9 protein-coding genes and 1 pseudogene are annotated in these 13,012 nt (G+C 34.1%); 8 read left to right on the plus strand and 2 right to left on the minus strand.

Translation table 11 applies throughout. From position 1 onward, the window contains the following. Window positions 1-24 precede the first annotated feature (24 nt). A pseudogene (locus MHH96_RS23995) lies at window positions 25-1,039 on the minus strand (IS110 family transposase); the annotation flags it as partial. 152 nt (window positions 1,040-1,191) lie between these two features. On the opposite strand from MHH96_RS23995, the gene MHH96_RS24000 reads away from it, so the two are divergent. From MHH96_RS24000 to MHH96_RS24015, 4 genes are all read left to right on the plus strand, one after another. Then, window positions 1,192-2,354, plus strand: a protein-coding gene (locus tag MHH96_RS24000) for an IS3 family transposase (RefSeq protein ID WP_095329094.1) whose coding sequence is annotated in 2 segments (ribosomal slippage) — window positions 1,192-1,468 and window positions 1,468-2,354 — 1,164 coding nt in all. Because the reading frame shifts where the segments join, the coding sequence is not laid out codon by codon here. A gap of 321 nt (window positions 2,355-2,675) precedes the next feature. After that, window positions 2,676-3,245: a recombinase family protein gene (locus tag MHH96_RS24005; RefSeq protein WP_000668444.1), complete on the plus strand. Its 570-nt coding sequence runs from the start codon at window positions 2,676-2,678 to the stop codon at window positions 3,243-3,245. Between the two features lies 1 nt (window position 3,246). Then, a complete protein-coding gene (locus tag MHH96_RS24010) occupies window positions 3,247-6,192 on the plus strand; it encodes a Tn3 family transposase (protein WP_341118188.1) in 2,946 nt (981 codons plus the stop codon). Window positions 6,193-6,477: 285 nt separating this feature from the next. Then, window positions 6,478-6,762, plus strand: coding sequence for a hypothetical protein (locus MHH96_RS24015; RefSeq protein ID WP_341118189.1), 285 nt, complete (start codon window positions 6,478-6,480; stop codon window positions 6,760-6,762). A 274-nt stretch (window positions 6,763-7,036) separates the two neighbouring features. Here the strand turns inward: MHH96_RS24015 and MHH96_RS24020 are convergent, their stop codons facing one another. Next, a complete protein-coding gene (locus MHH96_RS24020; RefSeq protein ID WP_341118190.1) occupies window positions 7,037-8,371 on the minus strand; it encodes a hypothetical protein in 1,335 nt (444 codons plus the stop codon). Window positions 8,372-9,222: 851 nt separating this feature from the next. On the opposite strand from MHH96_RS24020, the gene MHH96_RS24025 reads away from it, so the two are divergent. The 4 genes from MHH96_RS24025 to MHH96_RS24040 all read left to right on the plus strand — a co-directional run bounded on the left by MHH96_RS24025 (window position 9,223) and on the right by MHH96_RS24040 (window position 12,997). Continuing rightward, a complete protein-coding gene (locus MHH96_RS24025) occupies window positions 9,223-9,606 on the plus strand; it encodes a pilin (RefSeq protein ID WP_341118192.1) in 384 nt (127 codons plus the stop codon). A 68-nt stretch (window positions 9,607-9,674) separates the two neighbouring features. Then, window positions 9,675-10,025 carry a PrgI family mobile element protein gene (locus MHH96_RS24030; RefSeq protein ID WP_016204245.1) on the plus strand — a complete coding sequence of 117 codons (351 nt, stop codon included), beginning with the start codon at window positions 9,675-9,677 and terminating at the stop codon, window positions 10,023-10,025. A gap of 52 nt (window positions 10,026-10,077) precedes the next feature. Next, the gene (locus MHH96_RS24035) at window positions 10,078-10,935 is read left to right on the plus strand and encodes a hypothetical protein (protein ID WP_249937973.1); all 858 of its coding nucleotides are present in this window, start codon (window positions 10,078-10,080) and stop codon (window positions 10,933-10,935) included. After that, a complete protein-coding gene (locus tag MHH96_RS24040; protein ID WP_144545513.1) occupies window positions 10,883-12,997 on the plus strand; it encodes a VirB4 family type IV secretion system protein in 2,115 nt (704 codons plus the stop codon). Before MHH96_RS24035 ends, MHH96_RS24040 begins: the two co-directional genes overlap by 53 nt. The last annotated feature ends 15 nt before the right edge of the window (window positions 12,998-13,012 follow it).

Raw genomic sequence — 13,012 nt, forward strand, 5'->3', positions numbered from 1 at the left:
GCTTTATTTATGTCGAAATTTGCTTAGCGTATGTTTTGCGCTTTTTGTTGGTAGGACCCCTTTATGCTTACCAGATGTATTTTCCTTAAGACTAAGCCCAGCTAGTTTGATAATCTGCCTTGGGTGGGAATAGTAACTTAGGTCTCCTACCTCTGAAAAAAAGCCTGCAACCGTGTCTTTCCCTATTCCCTTAATAGCCAACATTTGTTCAACACCTGGAATTTGTTCAAGAAGTTTATCTATGTTAGATTCCAGTTCTTCGAACTTTTCTTTTATTAGTTCATATTTGTCTATTAACGTGCGAAGCTCTAACTTAGCCATATCAGAACCTTCCCTAATACCAATTGAAGCAACTGCAATCTTCTTTAGTTCTTTTATTTTACTGAGTCCCACTGCACGTTTAACAGCTTTTCGAAGATGTACTAGTATCTCCTGTTCGGAGAGAGCTACTAACTCATGTGGCAATAAATTTAGTTTTAGTAATTGTATAGCAGATTTACCTTCCCAATCCTTAAAAGACGGTAAGAAACTCTGGAAAATAGCGGTCTATCCAATTATGGACTTGCCCTTGAACTGCTTGAAGATCAACAGATAGAAGATCACGTATTTTTCTAGCCACACGAAGTTCTGCATATCTCCCGTCTTTGACCAACTGTGCGATAACTCTTGCATCCTTTACATCATTTTTAGTTGGAGAATTATCATCTAACTCTTTACTTTTCTTTACATGCAAAGGATTTACAACTACAAACTTGATATTTTTCGCCTTAAGGAAGTGAGCTAAATTCAGCCAATAGTGACCTGTCGGCTCCATTCCTACGATCACTTTTTCCATATTGTTTTGATTCATTAACTTTTTTATCCACTCTAAGAAACAGTTAAAACTAGAATCTGTATTTTCAAAGTATAAAGGTGCTGAAAATTCTAAACCTCTAAAGTCTTGGGCTCTTGCCACATGCTTGTATTTAGCAATATCAACACCTATAATTAATGTTTGAGAAGTAATTTGAGCAATCTTTTCATTTTGGTTATAATTCATTTGAATAGCCTCCTGGTATATGTGTTTGTTGTCCTTTTTGCCGCCAGGCTTTGGACATTCATATCATACTAGACTAACCTAAATAAATGAGACACTATAAAACACCTTCGAATGGTACACTTAAACAAAGTACTAACTCGGAGGTGTTTTGCGTGGGCAAAAACATATATTCAAGTGAGGTTAAATGGGCAGTTGTTAAAGATAAGATGAGTGGTCAGTTTACGAATCAAGAAATCATGCAGAAATATGGAATTAAAAATGTTTCTCAAATCAAAACGTGGATGAAATGGTATCGGGAAAATCAAGTTCATCGATTCGATCAACCTATAGGAAAACAGTATTCATACGGGCATGGTCCAGATAATTCAAGTGATGAAGATAAAAAAGAACGTCAAATGAATCACTTAAAGCAGGAAAATGAAATCTTAAAAAAGTATTTGGAAATCGAAAAGGAGTTGAAAAGGAAATTGTCCTCCAATTAGTACAGACATTACGAAAAAAATATACTGTATCAGCTATTTTATCTGCTTTACATGTTCCAAGATCTACGTATTATCGCTGGGCATCTTCGCAACCAATGGAGTTATCTAAGGAGGAGGAAACAATTATTTCCCTCTGCAAAGAAACAAAGTACCGATATGGACACCGGAAGATCAAAGAGCTGTTAAAGCGTAATTATCAAATTAAATTAAACCGTAATACTGTTCAACGGATTATGCAAAAATATCATCTTCAGTGTAGAATAAAGCAAAAGAGAAGGTGGAAATCACAGGGGGAATCGGTCATTGTTGCGCCCAATTTATTACAGCGAGAATTTTATGCAAGCAATCCTAACGAAAAATGGGTAACGGATATTACCTATATTCAATATGGTCCAGATACTTTATATTTATCTACCATCATGGATTTGTATAACAATCAAATCGTTGCCTATAAGCTTTATCCCCATCAACAAACTTCTTTAGTAATGGATACCTTGGATGAAGCACTAGAAAAACGAGGGAATCCTGAAGGAATAATCATCCACTCCGATCAAGGCAGTGTCTATGCTTCTTATGCGTATCAAAGTCGGGTCAGAGAGCAAAATTTAGTCAGTAGTATGTCACGCAGAGGAAACTGTTGGGACAATGCCGTCATGGAGTCCTTTCATTCTAATCTAAAATCAGAGGAATTTCAGTATGTTAAATTCCATTCTTTATCTTTAAAAGAAGTAAAAGAGCGTGTAGATCAATTTATGAGATATTATAACGAAGAACGTATTCAAGAAAAATTAGGCTACCACACACCAATAGAGTTTGGTAATATGGCAGCCTAAGAAGGTGTTTTATTACTGTCCCATATTGCTAGGTCAGTCTATACCAAGGGGCTTTTTTATGTTCAAACCTCATATTTCTTCATTACAGGAATGCTGCCCGTTAGTGTAAGTACACCTTTTCACAATCTCCTATATCCATTTCCTCTATATAAAAAAATACCAAAAACGACCGTTTTTGGTTGTAGAAAAGAGATTATCTAAAAATATTCAAAAACTACTTAAAACACATAACCAAAAATATAACCAAAATCAAATTACTAATATATCTATTTAAATACCCTTTATGGTATAGTAAATGTATTAAGTAAGGGGGGACTTGTGTTGAAATTTGGATATGCACGGGTAAGTACGCAAGATCAGTCATTGTCATTACAACTGGATGCTTTGAACCATTATGAAGTGGAACAGATTTTTGAAGAAAAAGAATCAGGTAAGAGGAAAAACCGGCCTCAATTGGACGAGCTACTTAAAGTTCTGCGTAAGGGCGACACAGTAGTTGTCTACAAATTAGATCGTATCAGTCGAAGTACCAAACATTTAATTGAACTCATGGAGCAGTTTGAAGCTAAGGGAATTCATTTCGTGTCTATTCAAGATAAAATTGACACAACAACAGCTATGGGGCGATTCTTTTTCAGAATGTTAGCCAGCATAGCCGAATTAGAACGGGACATCATTAGTGAACGAACTAAAGATGGACTGGTAGCTGCTAGAGCTAGGGGAAGAAATGGAGGTAGACCGAAGGTTGAACCTAAAAAAATCATGCTTGCCATGAAGATGTATGAAAGTAAAGACTACTCCTTATCTCAAATTAAAGAAGCCACAGGAATAGGAGCAACAACGTTATATCGTTACTTAGGAACAAAAGAAAAATCTGGCAAGGAGGTATAACATGAGAGGGAAAGAGCTGTTAACCTCCGATCAGCGAAATATGTTTGTGTCTATTCCTGATGATATGAATGAGCATGACATAGAAATGCACTATACTTTTACCTCAGAAGATCTTGGATTTATTAATAAGCACCGAAGAGACCATAATCGCTTAGGGGTTGCTTTACAGCTCGCTGTCCTTCGGTATCCAGGTTGGACTTTATTTCAGATTAAAGACATTCCCAGCCCAATACTCGATTATATTGCAAAACAAATTGATGTCTCCCCTCAAGAATATACCCAGTATGCAAAACGGGTAGCAACTCGAAATGAACATCTAGAGGAACTTCGGCAACATTATGGCTACCAAAACTTATCCTTTGGGGCATATCGAATAATTGCACAATTTACTCTTAAACTTGCTCTTGAGAACGGAAATACAGACTACTTGATTCGCTCAACAATTGAAGAATTGCGAAGACAAAAAGTAATTTTGCCAGCACTGACAACAATAGAAAGGATTGTATGGGAAGCTCGTCAACGGGCAGAAGAACGAATTTTTAAATCTATCATCTCTACATTAAGTGAATCTCAACAAAAGTTAGATCACTTACTTGATGCAAGTTCCACCAATTCAAAGACACCCCTTGCTTGGTTGCGAGAAGTTCCCGGTCAATCTTCTCCAGATGCCTTCTTAAAGGTTATAAAACGTCTTCAAGTCATACGAACTTTGCAACTTAATGTGGATATTAAAGAAATTCATCCAAATAGGGTCTTACAGCTAGCACGATTGGGTTCCAAATATGAACCCCGTTCATTCCGTAGATTTAAAGAGAATAAGAAATTTGCGCTTTTAGTTTTACACCTCCTACAACTTAGCCAAAACCTTACTGATCATGCCTTTGAGATACATGATCGGCAAATTAGCCTATTGTTATCAAAAGGACGTAAAGCTCAAGAAGAGATTCAGAGGTTAAATGGTAAATCAGTTAATGAAAAGGTTATTCACTTTGCAGATTTGGGAACAGCATTGATTCAAGCAAAAGAACAAGGGAAGGACCCATTTGAAGCCTTAGAAGCTATTATGCCTTGGGAGGACTTCGTAAACTCAATAGAAGAGGCGAAGCAATTATCACGCCCTATGGATTACGATTACTTAGACTTACTAAAATTTCGCTTTAACTACTTACGTAAATATACTCCAACATTGTTAGAAGCCCTAGAATTCACTTCTACAAAATCAGGAGAGCCATTGCTTCAAGCTATTGAGACCATTAAAGAGATGAACAAAAATAATAAACGAAAAATTCCAGAAGGAGCTCCTTTGGACTTTATCTCGAATCGCTGGCAAAAGCACGTTTATGATGATGATGGTAATATAAATCGCCAATATTATGAGATGTCTGTTCTTACCGAGTTAAGAAATCTTGTACGCTCAGGTAACGTTTCTATTAAAGGAAGTCGTCAGCATCAAGATTTTGATAATTATTTAGTGACAAAAGAAGCATGGGAGCAAAACAAGCACCTTAATGGACTTACCGCACCACCTTCTGTTGATGAATACTTAAAATTGAAAATAGATGCATTACATGATCGGCTTGAATGGATTAAAGCGAATATCACAGAATTAGATGGGGTTAATTTTGAAGACGGACGGCTGCATCTCCATCGTTTGGAGAAAAACGTTCCAGAAACAGCACGAGAATATAGTTTATCTCTATATCAACTGATACCTCGTGTGAAGTTGACAGATTTGCTTATGGAAGTAGCAAGTTGGACGGGATTCGAAAAGCAGTTCCTCCATGCTTCTACGCTGAATCCACCGAAAGAAGAAGAAAAGCCTGCGATCATGGCAGCGATTATGGCTATGGGAACAAACATCGGTCTTACTAAGATGGCAGAAGCGACACAAGGGGTTTCTTACCGGCAAATGTCCACAGCCTCACAGTGGCGTTTATATGAAGATGCTATGAATAAAGCACAAGCCGTTATGGTGAATTTTCAACACCAGTTAAACTTGTCGTCGTACTGGGGCGATGGTACAACTTCTTCTTCAGATGGAATGCGTGTTCAAGTAGGAGTTTCATCCTTACACGCTGATGCAAATCCACATTACGGCACAGGGAAAGGAACAACCATTTATCGGTTTGTTAGTGACCAATTTTCTAGCTTCTATACGAAAGTGATTAATACAAACGCAAGAGACGCTGTTCATGTTATAGATGGTTTATTGCATCATGAAACCGACTTGCATATTGAAGAACATTATACAGATACGGCTGGTTATACGGATCAAGTATTCGGATTAACTAATTTGTTAGGATTTCGATTTGCCCCAAGACTACGAGACCTTGCAGATTCAAAACTTTATTCATTTGAAAAGCCAGACCAATATCCAGAAATGGAGAAGTTGCTTCGTGGAAGAATTAACACCAAGATCATTCAGGAAAATTATGATGATGTATTAAGGTTGGCACATTCCATTCGTAAAGGAACGGTCTCTGCTTCTCTCATTATGGGGAAATTAGGTTCTTATTCTCGTCAAAATAGCCTTGCGACAACTTTAAGAGAGATGGGTCGCATAGATAAAACCTTGTTTATATTAGATTATATTTCTAGCGAAACATTGCGTCGGCGAATTCAACGTGGATTAAATAAAGGAGAAGCTATGAATGCATTGGCACGAGCTATTTTCTTTGGGAAACATGGGGAACTTAGAGAAAGAGCATTACAAGATCAATTACAGCGTGCCAGCGCCTTAAACTTAATTATTAATGCTATTAGTATTTGGAATACCGTGTATCTATCACAAGCAATTGAACATTTTAAAAATACAGGAAAGTATCAAGAGGAATTGCTCCCGCACATATCACCATTAGGATGGGAACATATAAACTTTCTAGGAGAATATTCATTTATACCTGAGATTTTGAACTCAATACATTCCCTAAGTCCACTTAGGATATAAAAAAACCCTAATTTTTCTGCTTAGCGTAGAAAAATTAGGGTTTTCATATCCAAAAAATGTCTTAGCGTATAATATCCGCGTTTTGTCGGCAGTACCCCTATAACTCTTTAGGTGTTTAATCTTAACTGTTTGTCCTAATAGAAGTTAAGATTGCAAGTATCTAATTATAGGGCTGAAATGACTCGAACCTTTTCCGGTTATATATGAAGGACAGTTAACTATAATAAAGTCACGAACGAAGTAATCTATTTACTTAGAAAGTTCAAAGTGAAAGGAGATAATAAAATGAAGAAAAAAGAAGTAATTAATCAATTAGAAAATTTTTTAAATGAGATAAACAGAAGAAAGGAAGATCAACTTTTAAAAAAGTTGTATGATAAGAAAATTCTTGATGAATTATCTTCAGATGTTCTTTATATTAAGGTCAGCTTAGAAGGAAGTTCAAATAACGAAATTCTTCTCAGCGAAATGGAAGATTTACAAATTCATTTTGACCATATGAAAGAACTTGTTGAATCGGATCTCTTTAGTCCACTCTATCATTTAATGATAGGTTTAGAGTCATTTTAGAATAAAAGATCCGTTTAACTGGACTGTGTTAGAAAGATTCCCACTCATTGGGGAATAAGTCAATACCCTATGGGAAAATAAACCTTATATCATCATAAGGATGAAGAAGGGGTAATCGTCAGGAAAATAGGTTTAGCATTGCTAAACCACATTTTCCTAACGCTACCTCATGCTATGAGAAGAAATATTTTAATACTTGCATTTTTTTACTTTATTTGATGTAAAACCTTTGCTTCAATACACCTTCTAGTGAGCACAGTTTATGGTTTTATTATTACATATCAAAACTCCATGATCCTTGTACCACACCAAAAAGCAATAAAAATTCGAGTGGACTAGTAACTTGATGGGAATAAATTTTCTTGCTACCAGTTGGGTAATTCATATAAAATTCATGACTTGGTGCTCTATCGTGTTTTCCATAAGCAATAAATGATTTATTAGAAAGTTGAGCAACATAATTATAATCAATTTTAGGAGCAGAAATTTTTGGAACACCCACTGCATGATTCACAGCCCACATTAAGTCATTAGTCTTTACTCTATGTTTAAGTAATTTAATTCCACTATCCGATGCAGTTCCAAGAGATTTTGGTGATGAACAGCTTGAAGCAGTACAATAATGTGATTCTGAAACATTTTTCCATAAGGTTACTGCTGCTGGTTGACTTAACATTGCATATACTTTAGCTTCTGTTCTGTATTTGTCAGAATAAGCAGAAGGATTTGCTCTATTATCTCCTTTTAAGTAAGGATAGTCATCATTAGTTAAAACATTGGGATTTTTAACTGACTTGAATGGTATATAAGTCCTGTAATCAAATGAAAACTCATTTGATTTAGGAATTGCTTTTGTACCAATAGTACCGCTACCCTTTGCCTTTTCAAAGATAGGATCCATAATTGGATCTTCAGTCAATGATTCTTCCTCTACAGATGGTATTGCTACTAGGGTAGATATTGAGCCATCATATTCAAACATTTCATCAGTTAATACTATTTTTTCTTTTATTGCTTCATTTTTTATTAAATCTGCAGTTTCTTCAGAAACAACATTATTAATTTTTAGCATGTAATTGTATTCTTTGCCACTCTCTACATTAGTATCAACATAATGTAGATCTGTTGTCTCAGCGATTTTTACATTATTTTTGAATATTTCATAAACATTATCTTCATCTGGAAGTTTAGGCCATTGTATAGTTACTGAATTAGAGGTGACGATAGTTTCTAATCTTGTATTTTGAACTATGCTATCAATATATTCCTCTTTTTCTGCGGTATTCATAGATGTTGGTTCAGAAATATTATGTTTATTATCAGCCGCTTTAACAGAGAGTACCTCGTTTAGTTTACCATTTGAATAGACTCCTATTTTATATTTTTGTGATTGATCAATATAGTCTGTATATTTATTGTTTGTACCACTATATTCTAACTGGTCGTCTTTGTATATTTTATAGTATTCGTTCTCTTTAGGGCTTAACTCTAAGATCACCTTATTATCATTTGTTTTAACAGTTACATCATTGTCAGCGCTAACAATTAAGGGAGACATAGCAAATCCTAAGGCTATAATTGAAGTAAAAATAATCTTTTTTTTATACATTTTTTCCTCCTTTTATTTTTTAAATTTTCATTACAAACCTATATATGTATAGTAGTAATGCTATAATTAATTGTAACAATATACATCTATGCTATATATAGGTATAACTTACTAATATTGGAATTAAGAGGAGGTAATATGTTTATCATGAAATTAACAACCAACTTTTTTATCAGGCTATTAATTTGTTCTATTTCTTCAGCTTTTTTTCTTGCTCTTTTTTTGTTTTACTTTATTAACTCGGTTCCATTTTCTTTTTTTGACTCTTTTGATTTAGCTTCATTCTTGTTATTTTTTACAATTTTTAGTTTAATCTATCTAGTAATAGGAGCGCCCATTCAATTTTTCTTTAGAAAGTCCCTAAATAATTCCTATATTAAAAATTTTGTATTATTTTTTATATTAGGTTTTATAGTTAATTTGATTTTCTATCCGCTTGCTACCGATCTAAATCCCAAATTTTACTTAGACCAAAATTTTTATTATATGATCATCTCTAGTAGTGTAATATTTTGGTTGAATGATTTAATTTTCCTAAGAATTAATCACGAAAAATTAAAATTCTAAAGTCATATTAATAAATAAATCGAGAGCAGCATTATCTAATATTTCTTCTAATAGTTTTACTTTCTGATGTTTTAAATTAAAGTTGGGTTTCGTATCAGTATATTTTTTGGATAAAATACCTTGACCATATTTCTTGTTTTTATTATGATAAGGTTACAAGTGAAAAAACAACGGGAAGTCCCCGAGAATTCTATGGCATTGTGCATAAGTACAATCTTCCATAGTCTTTTCGGGGACTTTTTTTATTGTTTTTTTTCCTTGATTTAAAAGGAGGGATTTAAAGAATGAAGACAGGGGCAATCAAAAGAGTAAAAGGGTTAAATGATATTCCTTTTTACCTAGGGGCACTGATACTAACCTATCTGTACTTATTTGTTCCAGAGTCTGCATTAGCAGCATGGAAAAAAGCTGGAATCACCAGTCAAGGGAATGTAAAAGACAGTAAGATATATGACCAGTTAAATAACGTTGTATATCTTATCACAGGAATCGGTGCAATATGGGCACTAGCTTGTATTATCTTTGCTGGAATGAAGTTATCTGGCTCACAAGGGAATCCACAAAATAGAACACAAGGTTTTATTGGTCTTGCAATGGCGGGTATCGGAGTCTTTGTTATTGTACAAGCAAAAGTAATAGCTGGATATTTTGCAGGATTTGGAGCTTAAATATTGGTTTGAAACCCCTCTATCGTACTTTACATTGAGGGGTTCATTTCTAGGAGGGAAATTATTATATGAGTCGAAGAGCTGAGGTTCCAATAGATATGGCATCTGAACAAAAGACTATTTTGGGATTCATCTCAATTAGACAATTGATTTATTTAGGAGCAGCAGGGTCAATAGTTTATGCATATATCCCAATGGTTTACAAAATATTCTCTAGTGCCGGTGTTATTGTGGCATTGATAGCATGTGTATTTAGTGTTATTCCAACAGCAATTTTCGTAATTGTTTTTGGCTTTTTCAAAAAGAAAAACCTTCATTTAAACTTCGATCAGTACTTTTTAATAAAAATGAACATGAAAAAACAAAATGGCATATGGAGAAAAGGAACGTATCCAAAGAAATGGATGGTGAATAGTTAAAGTGGGAACTCTTTTGATTATGCTGCTCTTTGCAGTTGGAGCTTATGTTTTCATGAAAATCATGCTAAAGGAACCGATTATCCCAGGTAGAGGAAATAAAGCAACACCAATAAAGTTAAATAAGAAAAATAATGAAAAAGGGAAGAATAATCCTCTTCAAGCCGAAGAAGATCCAAGAATATTCGAAGAGTTATTCTCTGATGTTAAAGATATATCTAATCACCTTATTCATTATACTGACTATTCTTTTTCTATAATCGCTGAAGTAGACCCTGTTAACTATTTTCTTAAAAGCCAATTTGAACAAGAGGCAATTGATGTAACTTTTGAGAGTTGGACAGCAACACTTAATTATCCTGTAAGTGTTTATCTCCAAAATAGATTCGTTGATGTTTCGGAGCCTATTGAAGCAATGAATAAAGTAATGGAAGAATCCAAGGATTTAAATGAAGCTGCCCTTTCATTTGGAAAAGCGATGATTGCAGATATTGTTGAATGGCAAAAATCCGCACCAAGATTTGAAACTAAAATTTATATGATTTTCACTCATAAAATAAATGTTAACTCTATTAGCGCGGATTCTGAAGAAGAGTTAGAAGAAAAAATTGTAGATAAAGCTTTTGCTGAATTAATGAGAAGGGTTAATTCTGCAAGAAATCAATTGCGAAAAGCAGATATACATGTCTCTCTTTTACCAACAGAAGGTATTTATGAATTACTTTACTATACATTTAATCGTCGTAAAGCTGTAAAAAACCGATTTAAAGATTTGGTTAATCAAGAAAAGGATGCATTATATGTAACTGCAGATCAAACAGACTCTCATATTGACTTAGTAAAGGAGACGATTCAGGAATATGAAGATAATGAAAACGAAAGAGAGAGAGCAAGAGAAAAAGAAGCTAGCTAAAAAAAATACTAGTAAGAAAGTAAAAGGGAATAAAAATAAAAAAAGCAATGAAGTAAAAGATATAGATTATCAAATTGATACAAAACCAACAATGTGGGAAATTATTTCTCCGGAAGGCTTAAAAATCGAGTCGGAAGATTATGGAGTTATAAAGACATCATTAGGTACGAAAACATATTTTAGACCAATGTACATACCTCGAGATGGATATCCACGGAAAATGCAAACCAATTGGCTCAATTCCTTGCTATCAAGTGGAGAGGTAGATGTATTTCTTGATATTCATAAAGTTGGTAAATCAGATGCAATACGTACTCTTCAGCGACAAATTACAATGTTGGAATCTAACCTCTCTTTTCAAACGAAAAGAGGGAATATTGACCAAATTAACGATTTAACAGCAAAGATAAGAGATACAGACTTATTGATGTCTGAAATACAGTTTGGTGAAAATGATATGTTTAATGTTGGAACTTTGGCCATGTTATATGCAGAAAATGAGAAGCAATTAAACTATTTTAGTGAGTCTTTAGAGGATGAATTAAGTAGTTCTTTCTTTGGATTAACTAGTACATGGGGCAGGATCCAAAAGGGGTTCAAAAGTATCTTGCCCTTTGGAAAAAACCATATACATGATTCTCTTAGAAATATAGATAGACGTGCTTTATCTACTTTCGCGCCTTTTATTTCTGGAAGTGGAAAGTACATGGGTGGAGTTCCTATTGGGATAAATAAAATTACTGATCAACTTGAATTTATAAATAGTTTCGGAAATGAAGATTTTCGACCTGATAATTATAATATGTTTATTTCGGGATTTTCTGGTAGCGGAAAGTCCGTTACTCTTAAACTTTTAATTGCAAGAGAACTTACCGGAGCAGATGTATATGCTAGATTAATAGATCCTGAAGGTGAATTTGTTAAAATTACAAAACGTTTAGGTGGAATTAATTTAAATATTAACGAAGAAGAAGATATCTGTATCAACCCTCTTGCATTAAACTATTCTGATATTCCCTTTGAAGATGGAGATGAAGAACTTAGTTTAATAGAAGAAAGCGACGAAAAGGAAATTATAGAAAAGGATGGGAAAATCTATATTCGATTTGTACCTATCCGAGAAAAAATCAATGAGGCAATCGATTTCTTTGACATTATATGTAGAGGTAAAAACCAAGAAGCTGAAGGGTTAGATGTTTTTGAAAGAAACTATTTAGAAGAAGCACTTCAGCATGTTATTCATAACAAATTAAACATAAATTCACACCCTGAATCCTTATTTGAAAACAATGTAAGAACTATCGATAATCATCTTGTTCAATCGCGGGTTAGAAAACCAGAACCAACAATAAGTGATGTTAATGAATACTTAATCACAAAATACGGCGAAGAACCAAGGGCGTTTCGCTTAATAGCTGCCATCAAACCATTCTTAAGAACTGGTAGTAAACCTATTTTTGATGGACAAACTTTTTTAGGAAAGGGAGTCACTCAATCATTAGAAAATGCTAGACTCGTAAATTTCAATATTAGTCAAATGGAAGAAGGCTTTTTAAGACCTATTGCTTATCATGTACTCCTTAACTATACATGGGAACACTTTGTTAAGAGTTTGGATAACGCAAAGAAAAAGAAATTTGTTTATGCCGACGAAGCTTGGACTTTAATAGATTCAGAGCAAACCGTTAACTTTCTTGAGAAAATGGCAAGACGTTCTCGTAAGCGGAACGCTGGTTTAAGACTTGCAAGTCAAGATTTTGTTCGTTTTGTTGAAAATAAGAAAGCTAGGGGGATCCTACAAAACACTTACTCTTTTATGTTTTTAAAACAAAGCAAATTGGATTTAAAAGCTATAAGAGAAAATTTTGATTTATCTGAAGGAGAAATTAACATTCTATTCGGTAATCCGGATAAAGGAGAAGGAATTCTCCGAGTCGGAAAATCATCTGTATGGTTACGAACGAATCCTAGTAAAGAAGAATTATTCTTTATTGAATCCAATGAAGCGGTTTATGAAGAAACAATGCAAAGACAAAAACAAAAAGCTAGTAGTTTTTATTAGGAAGGAGGCGTTATC

This window comes from Niallia sp. FSL K6-0212, assembly GCF_038007605.1.
In the GTDB taxonomy this organism is placed as follows: Bacteria; Bacillota; Bacilli; order Bacillales; family Cytobacillaceae; genus Niallia; species Niallia circulans.